Here is a 17,362-nt window from a genome sequence, read left to right as displayed (position 1 = left end):
AAGAGACAGCTCCCAATCTCCCCCTCTCCCCCTCTACCAATCTCCCCCTCTACCAATCTCCCCCTCATAGGCAGATAATTCTTGAGGGCGATCGCAGCTTAAAAACTGGCTTAGATCCCATCAGCCATAATTTTTTGCTTCAAGGGAATTTCAATGCAAAACTCCGCTCCCTCTCCCGGTACACCAACAGGGCGAATCAACCCCTGATGTTTCAAAACAATAATCTGGTAACTGATCGAGAGCCCCAAGCCTGTACCCTGACCTACAGGTTTTGTGGTAAAAAAGGGGTCAAACATTCGATCGCCAACTTCTTTACTAAATCCCGGCCCGTTATCGGAAATTAACACTCTGGCGCGATCGTCCGCCGGCAAAAGTTCCGTGCGAATCCGAATCTGAGGGCCCTCCTGCTTCTGGCTTTCTAAAGCATCTACCGCATTGCCAAGTAGATTGACAAACACCTGATTGAGCTGTCCTGGATAACATTCTATAAGTGGCAGAGGGCCATATTCTTTAATCACTTCAATTTCCGAGCGGCCATTATTTGCCTTGAGGCGATGTTGCAGTATTTGCAGGGTACTATCTAGCCCTTCGTGAATATCGACAAACTTCATTTCCGCTTCGTCTAGGCGAGAAAAATTACGCAGCGACAGCACGATATTATGAATTCTGTCACCACCCACCCGCATGGAAGAACAAAGTTTAGGCAAGTCTTCATCTAAAAAATCCAATTCAATTTCATCTGCATAAGCTTCAATTTCCGGTGCAGGATCGGGATTGTATTTTTGATAGAGCTTGATCAGTTGCAACAATTGTTGAATGCGATCGCTGGCGTAGTCGAGATTACCGACAATAAAGTTGATGGGATTGTTAATCTCATGAGCTACACCAGCCACAAGTTCACCCAGGCTAGACATTTTAGCGCTTTGGATCAGTTGCGCTTGGGTTTGCTGCAATTCTTGGAGAGTTTTTTTGAGTTGTTGAGTTTGGGCCATAGCATTCGCCGCCTGTTCTGCTTCCTGTAATGCCGATCGCAATTGAGCTCGCTGTTTAGTTAATTTATCAGTGAGTTTTTTAGCATCCGCTAAGGCAGTTTTCTGTCCTTGCAACAATAAAAGCAAATCCACTACCCGATCGTGAAGAGCAAAATCGTTAATTGTCAGCCCCAGCGGAGTGAGATCGGCTAAGTCTTCGATCCAAGGAGAACCGAGGAAAAAGATGATTTCTGGATTTTCCGCCGGCACCATCTGCCCTTTAAGTAAGATTTTACTGTGCAAATATTCGATCAAAAACATCGAGTCCGACTTTTCTCGAATCACGTCAAATTCTACGGAAATCTTGGGGCGTTCGATCCGAAAATGTTCCTTCAGGGAACTTCCTAAAGATAATTCTGGGCAAATTCGAGCTAAAACATCTCCCAAATGGATAATTTCAGTCTCCCGTCTCCGAAATGCTAAATGAAATGGAAAAGCCTTTGCAAATATCAAAGGAGGAGAACTAAATGCAGGGGGAACCATAATATAGCTTTTCGATAAAAAGATGAGGTACGAGTTTAGAGTTTAGAGTTTAGATTTTATAGCAATTTCATAAAGTAGCGCTAGATATTACCCCCCCCAATCCCCCCGATGCTTTGGGGGGGCTAATACTTAATCCATAGCATATCTTTAGAAAAATGGTATTAAATTTAGCAATTATTAATTAATTGATGAATAGCTCATGTTTGCGATCGAGGCTATAGCTTCAGTTAGATTTGTAGTGGATGGAGAACACGTCGTTATCTGCACCCTGAGTGCGATCGCTTGTTTGCTCAATTTCTACCTCTGTTTGGAATCGGCACGCCAACCCTTTCAACAGCCCCTTCACCATTGGTGCCAACCCTTGGCGGTGAGAGTAATAGTGAAGTTCCATACTATTTTCGGAGTTGTCAGTACACTGAAACGAAGGCGGTTGAAGCTGAGGAAAATTCAACCCGACGCGGGCGTGGAGATTGTCGAGGTTTGCCAGAAACTCCCGCAGGTTATCTCCCGCCAGATCGAGGATTTGGGCGTAGCCTTCGGAAGCGGTATAAATTACCCAATATTCCCCGAAAGCCTGTAAAATCTCGTCTGGGCTCATTCCTAGCACTTCGCTGGCGGAGTCTACTAGCCGGTGAGTCAAATCGTCTGGATAAGCTTCCATTGTCATGAAAAAGTCAATGTCTACATCTGCTTTCTCTTTGATGGTTTCCCAAGTCTCTTCTCCGAAGCGAGAACAAACCATTTCTTCGATCGCTTTGTTAACTAAACCGTACATACACTGCTCCTGTTTATTATAGTTGTGTTTGTTTATACTGGAATTCAACAGACGGGAATTTTAATATTTGGGACTTTCAAACTAGCGATTGCGCCGCAAAGCCACCCTATATTGTATCAAAAAATATATGGAATGTTGCAAAATTCCCTGACAATCGATTGTGACAGCCGAGAATGTCACAAGCAATTAATATAACTTAAACTCTGATTGGGGGTTTTCCTAAAGTTAGAGACGATCGCTCTTTCCTAATCCTAGCCGCTAAAAAATGTTCAAATCCTTAGAACTTGCGTTTAAATGCCTAAATTTTATCTATCTTAAGTTGTGGAAATTGAGGTTCGAGGATAGGAGGGGTGTAGATACGGGCTTCCTAGATGAGGGCTAATGTTATTTAACTGTCGATCGCCACACTTTCTCATTGATAATTCAATAGGCTTGGATTAAGATTGTCATTGCGAAGTACGAAGCAAATAAGAATGTCTTTTGTTCAGGGATTTTCCCTGTTGGAATCTCTTATACCAAGCCTATGGATTTATAATTCAGGCAAAAACTAGCTATTTCCTTCATGATTAGCGGGAGCCAATTTTTAGCGATTGGGATTAATTTACACTAAAAGTTACGTAATTCCTCCAATTAATCTAGGAGTTGTCAACCTAAAATCCCAGATCCATTTTAGCAGATTCTGCCTCGGCAAATACTTGTTCGTCGGGCATTTCTTGCCAGTCAATATCCCCGATTTCCCTGTAGAATTGCTCGTCGTAGGGACGAGTCTGCACGACTACCGGCATCGGTACGGCGTGCCCCAAAACTAATGCTTGCTGTTTCGAGTCTAGTTTCGACAAAACCGATCGCAAACTTTGGCCTCCTGAAACGCCGGTAAAGATAGCATCAATGTCCTTATCGTCGTTTAGCAAAGCAGTGATCCGGGTGCCGACTTGCGACATCACCTCGCCGTCGATACCGGAGGGACGCTGGTCTACAATTAGCAAAGTTACGAAGTATTTTCGCATTTCGCGGGCGATCGTACCGAAAATAGTCGATCGCACGATCGCCGGATCGAGAAAGCGGTGAGCCTCCTCAATGGTAATTACTAATGGTTGCGGGCGATCGCACGGATTCTTACTCTGCAAAAACTTCTCTGCTTTCTTCACGTAAGATGCGTGAATGCGCCGAGTAATCACATTTGCCGCCAACATATACGACAGCAAATCCGAGTGCGAACCAAACTCAATTACTACATTTTTCCCACTATCTAAACACTGCAAAACTTCTGTCACATAATTTTTTGGACAGCGTTGGCGAATGTATTTCAAATCATTCAAACGTTCTAATTTGCGCTGCAAAGCCATAATCGAAGATTTATTCCCCCGCTTTTCTTCGCAAAACATTTGGATGTCTTCATTCGTCATATCCAACAACTTATTTATCCAGCCGCTTCCCAACTCGTTACGCAAAATAATTGCATTTTCGATACTAGCTTCCGACAAATTCAACTCCCGCTGCACCAGCGAGATATCTTCCACTTCAATTTGATCGAAACTCAAAAACAACTCTTGAGCATCACGAACTCCCCGACGTTTTGTCGATTCTGGATCTAGCGTATAAATCTGAATTTTATCGGGAAACAACTGCCGCAAACCTTTAACAGTGCTAAATTGTTTTCCTTCGGAAACCGCTTCCCACCCGTACTCCGAGTGCATATCAAAAATTAGATTGACAGCAGCTTGCTTGCGAATAATTCCCGACAAAACCAAGCGCGTCAGAAAAGATTTACCCGTTCCCGACTTCCCAAAAACTCCGTTGCTGCGTTCCACAAATCGGTCTAAATCCAAGCACACAGGAACGTCCATATCAATCGGTTTGCCGATCGCAAAATTGCGACGGTACGGGTCATCTTCCCAGCCAAAAACCGCTCTAAAATCGCTTTCTTTAGCATCAAACACCTGGGAAAAGTGGCTGGGAATAGTTTTGACCGGCAACAGTTCCATATCTGCCCCGCTTTGCGCCTCAAAAGAACCCAAATTGCCTAACGCCGTCGCCTTTTCAGGGAATCCCTTGCTTTTGGGATCGAAGATTGCTTGAGATTTTTCTTTTTCTGCACTCAGCATTAACATCGGCGAAAGCTCGATCGTACCGTAGGTGCTGCTACCTGCGAGCACTGCGATCAAAAAATCGTCGTTGGGGTTGGGAGGGTTGGATAAAATGCGTCCGCTGGATGTTCCCAGAGACACGTCAGTTAGCATACAGAAAAAGTGCGATCGCACCCCCCGCACTACTAAAAATTTCCCCACCCTCATATCTTCCACCGAAACATCAGCGTGCAATCGCACTTCTAATCCCTTACTGAGGGAACCTTGAATCACAGATCCTAACGGTTTGTCATTAGTCATTAGTTATTAGTTATTGGTTATTGGTTATTTGTTATTGGTTATTCGTTATTCGTTATTGGTTATTCGTTATTCGTTATTGGCGGTGGTTTTTGTTTTACAATAATTATTTGTTAAGTGTTACCTGATGTTTTTTGTCCGCCTTTTTGAATTTACAGCTATTAGTTGTTAACTGCTCAGGCTCAGGAGCGAAAACTTAATAACTTAAGCACCTCCTACAGTCCTCCAGAAGCCGCGAGATAGAAGGAGGCAGAGCCTCCGCACCTGCATTACCAGGCAGAGCGAAAGTAACCAGCAATACGAGCAATTAAGTTATTAAATTTTCATTCCTAACTAACAACTAACAACTAACAACTAACAACTAACCACTAACAACTAATGACTAATTACCATTCCGATTCTAATGACGGTTCAAAACAACTCGGACTCAGCTCTACATCGGTCAAATCTGTTTCGCTCAAATAAGCGTCGGTCAAAGATACGCCCTTCAAATGTGCACCTTTCAGGTTAGCACCTTTCAGGTTAGCACCTCTGAGATTAACTCGGAATAAATGAGCGTCGCTCAAGTCTACCTCAGTTAAATCTGCTCCCTCCAAATTTACTCTCATCAAATCTGCTTTTCTGAGGTCTGCTTCGTTTAACTTAGCGCCGCTGAGGTCGGCTTTTGTTAAGTCTACACCTCTCAAGTCTGCCCCGCTCAAATTAGCGAACAGCAAAGTAGCTCCGGTGAAATCTGTCTCCCTCAAATCGGCATCGCTTAAATTAGCGCCGCTGAGGTCGGCCCTTGTTAAGTCTACACCCCGGAGGTCTGCAGAACTCAAGTTTACTTGGTGCAAAATGGCGCTGCTTAAATCGGCTCCTCTTAAATCTGTTCCCTCCAAGTTGGCACCTTTGAGGTAAGCTTTTTTTAAGCTAGCTCTGCTAAGGTCTGTATTTTTGAGATTGACCGAACTTAAGTTAGAATTGCTCAAATTAGCTCCGCTTAAATCCGATCCGTTTAAGTCGGCTCCGGTTAAGTTTACCCCTTGCAGCGATACATTGGGAGCAATTAAATAAGCTCCGCCGAGACGGAGGTCAATTCCTTCTGAAAACAATGTTTGGTTGCTGTAAACAGCTTTTTCTAAAATGGTAGAGATCAAACTGGCTTCCCTCAAATCTGCTCCACTGAGGTTGGCTCCTGCTAAGTTTGCCCGATCGAGCTTTGCTCCAAATAAAATAGCTTTGTATAAGTTTGTCCGCCGCAAATCGGCTCCCTTTAAATCCGCTTCAGTCAAATCTACCATAATCAGATTTAATCCTGGGAGCGACGCATTGGGAGCCAGCAAAAATGCTCCCATTGCGGCTGGATTGATATCGTCAGGAAAAATTGTCCGGTTGTTGTATACGGCTTTGTCTAAAATCGCGCCGGTCATCTGAGCACCGCGCAAATCGGCTCCGCTGAGGTTGGTTCTGGTTAAGTTGGCTTGGAGGAGATTTGCTCCAACTAAATTGGCCTTGATCAAACTTGCGCCTTTGAGGTTGGCTTGATGGAGTTCGGCTCCTACCAGAGTAGCTTCTCGGAGGACAGCACCGGTCAAATCGGCTTTGGTGAGGTTGGCTACATTGAGCAGTGACTCAGTTAAATCCGCCCCACTGAGATTTGCGCCGGTCATATCTGCTTCGATCAGGTCTGCATACCTGAGAATAGCGCCTTTGAGGTTGGTTTCTCGGAGGTCAGTGCCTCTAAGGTTGGCTCCTCGGAATTCCGCACCGCTAAGGTTGGTGCCTTTAAGCGCTTGTCCCCGGAGGTCGAGCCGGTGCAGAAAGTCACCAACGTTCATGTCCATCTCAAATTCGCTCTCTTTAAATGCTGAACCTAGCTTGACATTCCCAGGCCTGAATCGGGAATAGCCGAAAAACTATAAATTGTTTGGGGTTGAAGCTTGGCGCAGGCGGACGCGACTTGTGCTAGGGGGAAGGTTTCTCGATCGATCCCTACTTGCAGGGTTTTGAGCGGGTCTCCACCGGAGGAAACCAGGAATTCTAATGTTTGCAAATTGGGATCTTTGCTAATGGATTGAAGAATTTGCCCGATCGCCTTGACATAAGGATGGTTTTGGTCTTTGTACCAGTCCGGGGCTGCGAGTCCGGCTTGATCGAAGCCGAGGTGAACTATCAGAGAGCCTTCTCCAAACAAAGCTACGCCCACCGGCCGCGCTTCTTCTTTCAGCACCAAATCTTGGCTGGCCGCCAATTCCCGCAGTTTTTCCAAGTGTCCGTACCGATTTTGGATGGCAGAATCTTCTTCTTTTCCATCTTCCCTCTTCCCTCGAACCTCTTCCTTCTTCCTTCTTCCTTCTTCCCTCGAACCTCTTCCTTCTTCCTTCGCTTCGTTCCACTGAATCGCCACTGTTACTAAATAAGTTTGCAGCAGCATATGACCGAGTTTTTCGGCTTTTGTTGCCAAATAAATCGAGTTGTAATCTGTGGCTTCTATCAGTAACGGGACGCGATCGGCTACTTCAATGCCGTAACCTTTCAAACCAGCAATTTTGCGTGGGTTGTTGGTAATTAACCGAATTTTTTGCACCCCCAAATCGTTGAGCATTTGCGCTCCAATGCCGTAGTTGCGAAGATCGGCAGGAAAGCCCAACCGCTCGTTAGCTTCTACGGTATCGTATCCCAAATCTTGCAGCGAGTAAGCTTTTAGTTTATTGACCAATCCAATGCCCCTACCTTCTTGGCGCAAGTAAACTACGACACCAGAACCAACATTTTCGATCATTTTCAGCGCTGCTTGTAGCTGCATCCGACAGTCGCAGCGCAGTGAACCCAAAGCATCGCCGGTCAGACATTCCGAATGCACTCGCACCATCACGGGTTTGTCCTTAAATTCTGCGGGGTCGCCCTTGACAATAGCAACGTGTTCTGAATCGTCTTGAGTGTCGCGGTAGGCATAAATCATGAAATTGCCGAATTCTGTGGGCAATTTGGCGACTGTTTCGCGGCGGACAAACCGATCGTACTTGAGTCGGTAGCTAATTAAGTCAGCAATGCTGATGATTTTGAGGTTGTAGGTTTTAGCGTACTCGATTAATTCCGGCAACCTCGCCATCGAACCGTCGGGGTTTTGAATTTCGCAGATGACACCGCTGGGATAGAGGCCAGCGAGTCTGGCGAGGTCAACCGAGGCCTCGGTGTGGCCGGCGCGTTTGAGAACGCCACCGTCGATCGCCCGCAGCGGGAAAATGTGACCGGGACGGCGCAAGTCTTGAGGTTTAGTGTCCGGGTGAATCGCAACTTGGATGGTGCGGGCGCGGTCTTCGGCGGAGATGCCGGTACTGACGCCGTTAACTGCATCGATGCTGACAGTGAAGGCTGTTTGATTGTTGTCCGTGTTTTTGCTGACCATCAGGGGCAGTTCCAGGCGATCGAGCCTGTCGCCGCTCAAGGCCAGACAAATCAAACCCCGGGCGTTCACTGCCATAAAATTGATATTGTCGGGAGTGGCGAATTGGGCGGCACAAATCACGTCGCCTTCGTTTTCGCGATTTTCGTCATCGACTACTACCAGCATCCGGCCTGCTTTCATGTCTGCGAGGGCGCTGTCGATTGAATCAAATTGAAATTGAGTTGAGGTGTTGTTGTAGGACACTGAGAGTTCAAGCTATAAACAGTATTGTTATCGAAATAGAATGTATGTTTGATTGTAACCTTTTGTTTCCGGCGCGGTCGTTGCCGGAGCTAAATTAATTTAGCACCATTTTATCGCTTACATACTATAAACATTGCTATTTGTCAATCAAAAAATGACCCAAGTATTTCATCAGGTCAACTAATATCGCGAAGATTTTAGACAAACCGTACTTGCAAGCTCCTAATTACTTAATTTGCAATACACCTTTTTCACTCACAAATTATCTAAAATTATTTGCGTCGATCGGGGTCAATCTGCCTTTGATCGGCGCTTGATGTATTAATCGAGGACTTATGCAATACAAATTTAATATCGATTGTCTTGATGCTAAAACCGCAGATAATGGCAGATAAACACAGATAATTTTGAGATTGTTTTTGACTGAATGGAAAAAAACTAATGTTTCCCGACACAACCCTAGCGGTGGGAAGAGTTAACGCTATAGCAGTTCGATCGCGTGGTGAGGTATGCCCTGCGCGGGCCTTCTTCCCAATCCCTCCGCTTCGCGCTCGCCCAATGCCCCATGCCCTATCCCGGATAGTACCTCATATGAGAGCACAGAAAGGCTATAAATCAATTGCCGCAGGTCAAGTGTAGTGGGACAATATTGAAATCTCTTCCAATTGTCGCCATCATGAATAACTGGCCCAAGTTTCTTCCCTATCCTGCATCATGGGCAAAAGGGTTTGCCTTAAGCATTGGCTTTTGGCTGATTATTTGGGTGCTGCTGCCTAGATATTATTACTACTACAGATTTAACACAGCGTACTGGCGCAGCATCAGCAATTCAGATTTTGAAGGTGCGATCGCCTTTGCTTGGTTGTGTCAGATACCGTTATTTGCTTTCTACCATTGGGGCTTAAGTAAATTTGCTGAGTGGGTGGAAATCCGCCGCCACAGTCACTCGCCGACACCAACAGTATCGGCTTGGCTGCACTGGAGGGAAGGCATTATCGCATTTGCTACGCTGCCTGCTGCTATTGTTATGGGAATTCCGGCGATCGCCCTTTTCATGGTGCCGATGGGAAATTCTTCGGGCGAGATTGTTGCTTTAATTCTAGGAAGTGCGATCGCATCTACTTATTTGTATCACTTCCGCTTTGCCAAGCGAATCAAAATTCTGGTCAAATTCCTCGGAATTTTCTATAGCTATTTGCTAAAGATATTGGAAATTCTGTTTGTACCAATTCTGACTGGTACTCCGTTTTTTTTACTAACTATTGTCACGGTCGAAATGGTGCCAATAAAGCTACTGCCGCTGACAACTTTTCTGTTAGTTGTTTGCGTGTTTTGGAGCGGTATAGTTGGATATGCAGTTTGGCATCATTGGTCGGCGCATTTGCTTAATTGGGCGGCGACATGGTGGCCCGCTGACTCTCCCGGATACAGTCACATTCAAGCTAGAAAAAGTTGGAAACACAATCAAACAGCAGCGAGTCAATCTTTTGTTCGCCATACAACGAGTTGGCATTTAGCTGCTAATGATGCTACCTATCTAATTTATTTCAATCTGATCGCGATCGTATTTGGTGCGATCGGTTATCGGCTGTTTGGAGAACCTTCAGAATGGTTAAAAGCAGAAGAACAGATTTTAGGATATATCGTGGCGCTAGTTTGGGTTGTGCTGTGGCATTTCTGGGGTTCGCGTGGCGAAGTAGACATTGCTAGGGGTCAGCCTTCAGTTAAAACTTCAGCTAAAAGGCGATCGTCCAATGCTAATTTATCCGATCCAGATCCAGTTGAAATCGAACTCAACCAGCTTGCAGCCGAGTTGGGCAATACTCGGATGAGGCCTGTCAGAAAGTCAACTTCACCACCTCAAAAGCGATCGTCACCAACGAAAAAGCCCAAACCAGAACAGGCTCAATGGTACGTATTCCGCAGCGGTAAAGCCGAGGGGCCTTATACGAAAAAGCAATTGCGAGATTTGCAGAAGATTACCGATCGCACCAAAGTACGGCTGGGCGAAGCCGAGTGGCAGCGCGCGGGTGAAATTCCAGAATTAGCGACATATCTCACTCACAAATAAAGCGCTTGACGGTTCGATCGTTTGGACTTGCATAGGCTTTTATTCTGCTCGTTCGATCGTTTGGACTTGCATAGGCTTTCATGCTGCGGACTCGCATTCCCCACGCGCGATCGCATCTGAAGAAACACCCTTGATTGCGAGTAATTAACCAAACTTGGATAACAAAAAAACTAATGAGCGATGACCGACGAGAATTAATTAGAATTGGAATTTGAGTCATAACCAACAGCGCATTTCCCCTGTTGAGTGGGGTTGGGAGTTGGGTTAATTGCTACTTTAGAAACGGCATCTGTTTCCTGAATCCATCCGATTTCTCCCGCTTGCAGTTTGGCGATTTCTACTGCAACTGTTGGCTTAATGTCCGGCGAAGGCGAGGGACTAGCCTCCGCGGGAGATGGACTGATTGCTGGTTGGGAAACAGTAGAAAAATCTTTATTTGATTTTGGTTTGGGAGAGTTCGACGGCACTATTGCAGGAAGCGAACAAACTTTTAATTCCAGCCAATTGCCTTGAGGCGTAAGCTGTTTGTTTGTCACCTGCAAAACGCTGCCGGCAGGGACTGTTCCTTTGACAGTCAACTCACCGATTGCCGATCGCAAATCCAAGCGATCGCCCGGAGCGCCCAATTCCCCACTACCAGAATTTTTGAGTTCTACAAAGGAGCCTTTTTCTAAATAATTGAGTTCAGAAGATACTGGTTTAACAGTTTTCTCCGGCTCGCTTCTAGCATTAATTAAACCGCGTTTACCGAAAATCGACTCCCCGGCAGTATCGATCGCCCGACCCACCGGAGGAATGAAAAAATAAGCAAATACACCTCCCAAACCTAACAAAAAAACTATTTTTACTAACAGCGAAAATAGACTTTTGCCTCTGTCTGGTGGCTGTATTAACTGCGTTTTTAGTTGAGAATTAGCCTCGATCAGGGCTGTGCTGCCGGTCAAATCGGTTGGCATATCTTCGGTGTCGGGCATTAGTTCGATCGGCACATCTAAAGGTGCGACAGACAATTCTGTCAATGTATCGCCATTGTCCTTCAAATGTGCTTGACAGTGAATTAAAGCCACGGTGACGTTATCGTGACCGTTTTTGGTATTAGCAATCTCGATCAGTCGATCGCGCGCCTTCGCCACATTAATGCTACCGTCGAGAATTGGCAAAATTTCCGCTTCCCAACATTCCTCAACCCGGTCTTTATCGCTCAAACCGTCGGAGCACAGCAGAAAAACACAATCCTCATCTACTGGAAATCGCTGCACTGTCGGGTGCAAAGTGTTGGAGGAAGTAATGCCCAAAGCCTGAATCAGAGCGCCGGCGGCGACTTGTTCCAAAGCATCGCGGTATAGCGAGTAACCCAAACGCACCTCACGACAAGCTACATCGTCATCGAGAGTAACTTGATAGCAGCCGTTGCGGGTAATCCAGTAAGCCCGACTGTCTCCGACGTGGGCGACGTAGACTTCGTGAATGTGAGCTAAACCCATGACAAGGGTAGTGCCCATTCGCTGGCGGCCTTGGCGGTGTTCGCTGTCGTTGCGACTGGCTATCTTGTCGTTAGCGGCACAGGCGGCCCGTTCGAGCTTGGAAGTCAGGCTCAGCGGGTCCCAATTAGCTTGATGCAGGGGAAGAAGCTGCAATTTTTCCTGAAGTACAGCAATCGCCAATTCCGAAGCGACTTCGCCACCGTCTTGTCCGCCGATACCGTCGCAGACGATCGCGCAAGCCGACACGCCAGGGAGTCCGGCAAATACCGTACCATCCGGCGGATAGCAAGCATCTTCGTTATGAGCCCGGGCTCGGCCCACATCTGTGCCCGTAGCAATCTCAATGTGACGATCGTAAAATCGACCGGATTTTGCCAGAGCTTTATCCAACTGGCCCATGAGTTGTTCGCCTTGGCGCACTTGACCGGCGACCATTTGCTGGCAAAGTTGCCTCAAAAAATTGGCAATCGTGGGGTGAGCATCATCGATCCACTGCTGCCACAATTTGCCCAACTGCGACAAATTAGGCGGTTTGCGATCGGGCTGCAATTCCAGAAACCTGACTAACTGACCCGACACCAGCAACAGTTCGGGAGTCAGCAGGGTGGAAGCCACGCCCTGAGCCATACAAGGCTGCCACAACTTGGCAATTTGCCACAGCCAATTTAGCTGTCGCATGGCGGAGGCTCCTTTCCAGGAGTCCGCCAATTCCGGCATTAAAGATTCCGTCACCTTCACAATAGGCGCGTTTTCCAGCAGCCAGATATCTCCTGAGAGTTTGCTCGTCTGGGACGATACCAGCCCGTATACTTGAGGTACGTGCAACTGATAGGCAAACAATCTCAAATAAGGAACGATCGCGCTCGGAATCTCTTCGGGCAGTTCCGGCAACTGTTCGGGTTGAGTATCGACAAGAAGCCGATCGCGCTTGACCAAATAGCGACCTCCGATTAGATCGCCTGGTTTACACGCTTTGATCCCTTCACCTACAGCCCACAGGTAGTGTTTTGGCATAGAGTTTTGCATAAGGGTTCCTGACGCCTTTGGGCCGTGCCGATCTGAACTATTTTAGCCCTTGAATCTCGACAGGTTGATATGTGGCGATTATATGACACTCCCGTTTTTTGTGCAGAGGGAGATTCTTAAGACTTTGCAGTCCTAATATCTTGGTTTTTTTGGTTCCCAGGCTCATCACTTTTGCACTTTTGTGTGCGCGGCGATATTTTCTGAAAATTTTTTAGTTTTGACTTTCGCTTTGTACTCAAACTAACAGTCTACCATTTTGTTGACCCCCGGATAAATCTGGCGATCGGCTTTCAGGAATCGACGCTGGCGCGACGCCAGCCCAAGTCAGGATATTGCTGAGACTGACAGCCGACGAAGCAATCGCAGCCCTCAAGCTAATTGAGATTTTAGACGAACTCTGATGCTAGGATGCAGATATAGCCTTTCGATCTCTCAGATGAGTTACTATGCGGCATTGGGCATCTTGCCCGAAGAGTGAAGTCGAAGGGTGGGCATAGGGCATTGGGCCCAGCGAAGCGGAGGGATTGGGCATTGAGCATACCTCACTACGCGATCGAACCGCTATACGTAGAAATATCCTGAGCTTTTAGGTATAAATAAACATATATTATGGGTTTGGTCGATCGGGCGATCGGTGCTTTGTAGCCGAGCGCGGGCAAGTCAAGTTAAATTTAACCTGAGCCTGAGACGGATACAATCCCCCCCAGATTCATCCGTGGAATCAATTTCTAAGCGAAAATCTAAAATCTAAAATCTAAAATCTAAAATCAACTGACCGACAATCAGTAAGCTGTTAAATTTTTAACCATGCCCCTACATGAGTCCAGCGCCTTTGGCGATAATTTACGCGATCCGAAGCTGCTACCTCCTGTTGAGGTAGACGAAATGCTGACTAGGATTCAGCATTCTCACGGTTTTTATTACAAAGTGATGAATCTTGAAGTTTGGGCGCTGGTGGAAACCTTGGATCAGATGTTTCCCGGCGCTTGGGGTCAGTTTATGACTAACCGCCAACTTGCAGTAAAGCAGTTTTTGGCTCGCGATCCCAATTGTGCGATCGATCCGAATGACAGTGGGAAAGACGCAGAAACCAAGGGAACTGAAGAATGAGGATCGGGGAAATTCGGCGTAATCGCAGCAGTGCGGGAATGGGATTGTCAAGAATTTAACGGCTCAATGTTGAGGTTCGAGGGGAGAAAGAAGAGGAAATAGGGATGATTTTTCCCATCAGACTCTCCCACTCTTCCCTCTCCCCCAATCGCTATTGCACCCTTTCCCCCTCTCCGACTTTCCCCTTAGATGTGAATTTTGGCATCAACTCGGGGAAGTCCCATGCTGTAATTGACGGCGCGGGTGTTGAGGTTGTAGCTGATTTGGCCTTTTTGCAAGAACGATCGCACCAAATGCTCCAATTCCGAACCAATCCGGCGGAGGTTGTACTCTGTCAAGTCTTCGCCCTCGTAAGCGTCTACGAGTTGGTCGAATTTGGCATACACCTGTTTGACTGACTCGTCGTTCCAGTTTAGTTCGTTGTCTGGGTCAATGTCGATCGTCAAAAGGTCATTGCTGGGTACGAGTTCGTTGTCTTCGAGGATGGCGGTATAAATGCGAATATGGCGGGTTGTGGACTTGAGCTGCATGAGTTCTTATGTGTAAAGATTTTTTCCTGAACTTATTGTAATGGCTAGGAGAGACGCGGGGAACTGGGGAAGAGGAGGATTGAACCGCGAAGGCGCAAAGGGCGCGAAGGAAGAGAGGGGGAAAGGGGCGATCGTCAATTTCTCGGAATCCCGAAATCTTTTAGTTGTTGCGCCGTCCAATTTTTGTAATATTCAGTTTTTTCTAAAGTATCAGAAGCTGGCTTTAGCTTAGAATTTACTTGAACGGTGAAGCCGGGATACGGCATCCTCCTAGTATAAAGCCCGTCAATATTAAAATCTTCTTCAGGATGAATGTGAAAAGCCAGCAATCCCAACTCGGAAATCTGAGTGTTTAGTTTGTCGGTCAATTCTTTAGTTTGTGGCGCACTAATCGCAGTTTTATCGGGATTAACTACTAACATTATTTCAAATTCGGAATTAGCAAATTCATGAATCGATTTCATGATAGTAGAATCTGCTTCAAACTCAGTCAGCGCTGAAAACCGCTCGATTTTGAATAAAATTTGATTGGCCAAGCGTGCTTTTTTAGCGAAGGGACAAATTGGTAAATCGCTGAAAACTGGATGCGGTAACTCGATAAACTCCGTCATCCATCTGAGGGTAGATTCTATAATTTCCGTGTCAGATTCATTCATCGAAAATTTATATATTTGACATTTCACACTAATCATACTCTATTTGTAGGCTCGGCCTTGCCAGCATTGCCAGTAGGCGGTTAAAACCGCTACTACACAAACAAAGTCCGCCTACGCGGACTAAAGAATAAAGCAATTATTAAAGCTGGATTTAGGATAAATTATTCAGTCCTATGCAAGAGGACTTTAACTATGAGGCAGGGGTTTAAACCCCTGCCGGACTTCGGGAAATATCGTGGAAAATTGGCACCAATACATTGCCCACCTGGCTCTTTAATATTGGCGATCGAATTTATTCGTGAATTGTCCCATCTGGCATAATTGCACCTGCGAGTTTTGCATTGTCCAGATTTGCTCCAACCAGTTTAGCTTCCTTTAGGTTAGTTTTTTCTAAGTTTGCATAGCTCAAATTTGCCCCACACAAGTTTGCAGAAGTTAAGTCTGCTTCACTTACGTTTGCTCCATGTAGGTTAACCCCAGACAGATTAAACCCACTCAAGTTTTGCCCGCTCAGATTAACGCTCTGTAAGTTTACCCCAATCAAATTTACCCCTGTGAGGTTAGCACCATCCAAGTTAGCGCCTAAACAGTTTGCCCCACTCAAACTTGCTCCACTTAAGTTAATCCCAATCAACTTGGCATAACTTAAGTTTGTGCCAGTTAAATTTACCCCACTCAAATTCATGCCACTCAGGTTAACTCCTTGAAGGTTTACCCCAGTCAAACTTACCCCTGTTAAGTTAACACCACTAAGGTTTGCACCACTAAGGTTGACTTTAGTTACCTTCGCTTGACTTAAATCGGCTCCTGTCAGGTTAACATTAGGTAGATTTGCTTGAGTTAAGTTAGCTCTACTGAGGTTTGCTGTAGTCAGGTTTGCGCTATCTAACTTTGCTTGGCTTAAGTTAGCTAGACTCAAATTTGCCTGAATTAGTCTTGCGGAATACAATATTACCTTGGTTAAGTTAGCCCCACTTAAATTAACTTCAATCAAATCAGCATTTAGCAAGTTTGTTGAGTTTAAATTAGCGCCTTGCAAGTTAGCTCCGATCAAATTTACCCCAGTCAATTTGGCATTTGCTAGATTGGCATGGCTCAAGTTTGCTTGACTTAGACTGACATTAGAGTCGAGAGTTTTGCCACTTAGATCCACTCCCGCTAGGTTAATCCCTGTAAAATCTCGTTCTCCCTCTTCATACCTTTGCAAAAATTCCTCAGCACTAATAGCTGGTTCCAGATTTTCTAGTGCAGAATTATCTATTTTTTCCTCCTCAGATTGCACAGTATCCGCATTCACAGGAGTAGCAGCCGGCTGTTCTACCGCTTCGCTAGATGCTGGAATCGGTGTCTCCTCGATCGCCTCTTCGCGCAATAATCGATCCACCCGATCGCTAAATCGCCTCAAAACCTCAGCATCGTCAACCTTTTCACCAGCATTCGAGCTTTTATCAACCGCATTTTCAACATAATACTTATCCACAAAACTTTGCAACCCAGCATTATATCCCTGTCCTACCGCCTGAAACCTCCATTCGCCATTCTTCTTATACAACCGTCCAAATTCTAAAGCCGTTTCTTGGGAAAATATCTGATTTAAATTGTACCGAACCAATTCGTTTCCAGTTTCCGAATTGTAAAGCCGGATAAAAGCATTTGTAACTTGACTAAAACTTTGATTCTTTTCCTGTCCCTCGTGAAGAGTCACAACAAATACAATTTCCTGAATCGCCGAATTAATTTTACTCAAATCCAGATAAACCGTCTCATCATCTCCCTCAACTTGTCCATTCCTGCTGTCACCTGAATGTCGCACCGCACCGTCCGGCGAGGTCAGATTGTTGTAAAATATAAAATACTTTTCATCGGGAATGCGACCGTCAGCGCCTAACATGAAAACTGATGCGTCAATATCGCAGTTTTGTGCTGTCTGGCTGACTTGCCACCCCAGGGCGATCGCAACTTTCTTGAAATCAGGAGCTTCTTTAGAAAGATTAAATCTGTCACCCTTTGTTAATTCAATAGTCATGTTCGATAATTACCTGATATTTTAAATTAGCGCTTTCCACATTTTAAGGGATTAGTTAAAGTAATAGACTTATTAATAAGATATATAGCATTTCTCAAAAAGATGAGGTACTATCTGGGATTGGGCATGGGGCATGGGGCATGGGGCATGGG

The 17,362-nt window shown here is 45.8% G+C and carries 12 protein-coding genes; 2 read left to right on the top strand and 10 right to left on the bottom strand.

Annotated features, from left to right (window positions below):
- Positions 1-110 precede the first annotated feature (110 nt).
- From IQ263_RS24680 to ribBA, 5 genes are all read right to left on the bottom strand, one after another.
- Entirely contained in the window at positions 111-1,514 is a 1,404-nt protein-coding gene (locus IQ263_RS24680; RefSeq protein WP_194070760.1) for a sensor histidine kinase, read from the bottom strand.
- 223 nt (positions 1,515-1,737) lie between these two features.
- Positions 1,738-2,289 carry a heme NO-binding domain-containing protein gene (locus IQ263_RS24675; protein ID WP_194070759.1) on the bottom strand — a complete coding sequence of 184 codons (552 nt, stop codon included), beginning with the start codon at positions 2,287-2,289 and terminating at the stop codon, positions 1,738-1,740.
- Between the two features lie 650 nt (positions 2,290-2,939).
- Positions 2,940-4,676 carry a helicase HerA domain-containing protein gene (locus IQ263_RS24670; RefSeq protein WP_194070758.1) on the bottom strand — a complete coding sequence of 579 codons (1,737 nt, stop codon included), beginning with the start codon at positions 4,674-4,676 and terminating at the stop codon, positions 2,940-2,942.
- Between the two features lie 383 nt (positions 4,677-5,059).
- Positions 5,060-6,499 carry a pentapeptide repeat-containing protein gene (locus IQ263_RS24665; RefSeq protein WP_194070757.1) on the bottom strand — a complete coding sequence of 480 codons (1,440 nt, stop codon included), beginning with the start codon at positions 6,497-6,499 and terminating at the stop codon, positions 5,060-5,062.
- A 29-nt stretch (positions 6,500-6,528) separates the two neighbouring features.
- On the bottom strand, positions 6,529-8,244 hold the full coding sequence (gene ribBA / locus IQ263_RS24660; RefSeq protein ID WP_228050331.1) for a bifunctional 3,4-dihydroxy-2-butanone-4-phosphate synthase/GTP cyclohydrolase II: 1,716 nt from the start codon (positions 8,242-8,244) through the stop codon (positions 6,529-6,531).
- 739 nt (positions 8,245-8,983) lie between these two features.
- On the opposite strand from ribBA, the gene IQ263_RS24655 reads away from it, so the two are divergent.
- Positions 8,984-10,378 carry a DUF4339 domain-containing protein gene (locus IQ263_RS24655; protein ID WP_194070755.1) on the top strand — a complete coding sequence of 465 codons (1,395 nt, stop codon included), beginning with the start codon at positions 8,984-8,986 and terminating at the stop codon, positions 10,376-10,378.
- Between the two features lie 194 nt (positions 10,379-10,572).
- Here IQ263_RS24655 and IQ263_RS24650 read toward each other — a convergent pair whose 3' ends face one another.
- Both IQ263_RS24650 and IQ263_RS24645 read right to left on the bottom strand, forming a co-directional pair.
- On the bottom strand, positions 10,573-12,888 hold the full coding sequence (locus IQ263_RS24650) for a PP2C family protein-serine/threonine phosphatase (RefSeq protein ID WP_194070754.1): 2,316 nt from the start codon (positions 12,886-12,888) through the stop codon (positions 10,573-10,575).
- Between the two features lie 235 nt (positions 12,889-13,123).
- Positions 13,124-13,261: a hypothetical protein gene (locus tag IQ263_RS24645; protein WP_194070753.1), complete on the bottom strand. Its 138-nt coding sequence runs from the start codon at positions 13,259-13,261 to the stop codon at positions 13,124-13,126.
- Positions 13,262-13,695: 434 nt separating this feature from the next.
- Here IQ263_RS24645 and IQ263_RS24640 point away from each other — a divergent pair, with 434 nt between their 5' ends.
- Positions 13,696-13,998 (top strand): hypothetical protein, encoded by a 303-nt coding sequence (locus IQ263_RS24640; RefSeq protein WP_194011901.1) that lies wholly within the window; start codon positions 13,696-13,698, stop codon positions 13,996-13,998.
- Between the two features lie 185 nt (positions 13,999-14,183).
- Here IQ263_RS24640 and ndhM read toward each other — a convergent pair whose 3' ends face one another.
- From ndhM to IQ263_RS24625, 3 genes are all read right to left on the bottom strand, one after another.
- Positions 14,184-14,528: an NAD(P)H-quinone oxidoreductase subunit M gene (gene ndhM / locus IQ263_RS24635; protein WP_194070752.1), complete on the bottom strand. Its 345-nt coding sequence runs from the start codon at positions 14,526-14,528 to the stop codon at positions 14,184-14,186.
- Positions 14,529-14,662: 134 nt separating this feature from the next.
- Complete coding sequence (locus IQ263_RS24630; protein WP_194070751.1) at positions 14,663-15,184, bottom strand: DUF1415 domain-containing protein; 522 nt, start codon at positions 15,182-15,184, stop codon at positions 14,663-14,665.
- A gap of 292 nt (positions 15,185-15,476) precedes the next feature.
- Complete coding sequence (locus IQ263_RS24625) at positions 15,477-17,210, bottom strand: pentapeptide repeat-containing protein (RefSeq protein WP_194070750.1); 1,734 nt, start codon at positions 17,208-17,210, stop codon at positions 15,477-15,479.
- Between the last annotated feature and the right edge of the window lie 152 nt (positions 17,211-17,362).

The sequence above is a fragment of the Tychonema sp. LEGE 06208 genome (assembly GCF_015207505.1).
Lineage (GTDB): Bacteria > Cyanobacteriota > Cyanobacteriia > Cyanobacteriales > Microcoleaceae > Microcoleus.
Note: the sequence above shows the minus strand (reverse complement) of the source record. Positions and strands in the feature narration are given on the sequence as shown.

Bases quoted from the DNA above. Each gene is read 5' to 3' on its own strand.
- ribBA (WP_228050331.1), bottom strand. From the start codon at position 8,244: ATGAAAGCAGGCCGGATGCTGGTAGTAGTCGATGACGAAAATCGCGAA.
- IQ263_RS24680 (WP_194070760.1), bottom strand. From the start codon at position 1,514: ATGGTTCCCCCTGCATTTAGTTCTCCTCCTTTGATATTTGCAAAGGCT.
- IQ263_RS24625 (WP_194070750.1), bottom strand. From the start codon at position 17,210: ATGACTATTGAATTAACAAAGGGTGACAGATTTAATCTTTCTAAAGAA.
- IQ263_RS24665 (WP_194070757.1), bottom strand. From the start codon at position 6,499: ATGGACATGAACGTTGGTGACTTTCTGCACCGGCTCGACCTCCGGGGA.
- ndhM (WP_194070752.1), bottom strand. From the start codon at position 14,528: ATGCAGCTCAAGTCCACAACCCGCCATATTCGCATTTATACCGCCATC.
- IQ263_RS24650 (WP_194070754.1), bottom strand. From the start codon at position 12,888: ATGCAAAACTCTATGCCAAAACACTACCTGTGGGCTGTAGGTGAAGGG.
- IQ263_RS24675 (WP_194070759.1), bottom strand. From the start codon at position 2,289: ATGTACGGTTTAGTTAACAAAGCGATCGAAGAAATGGTTTGTTCTCGC.
- IQ263_RS24670 (WP_194070758.1), bottom strand. From the start codon at position 4,676: ATGACTAATGACAAACCGTTAGGATCTGTGATTCAAGGTTCCCTCAGT.
- IQ263_RS24630 (WP_194070751.1), bottom strand. From the start codon at position 15,184: ATGAATGAATCTGACACGGAAATTATAGAATCTACCCTCAGATGGATG.
- IQ263_RS24640 (WP_194011901.1), top strand. From the start codon at position 13,696: ATGCCCCTACATGAGTCCAGCGCCTTTGGCGATAATTTACGCGATCCG.
- IQ263_RS24655 (WP_194070755.1), top strand. From the start codon at position 8,984: ATGAATAACTGGCCCAAGTTTCTTCCCTATCCTGCATCATGGGCAAAA.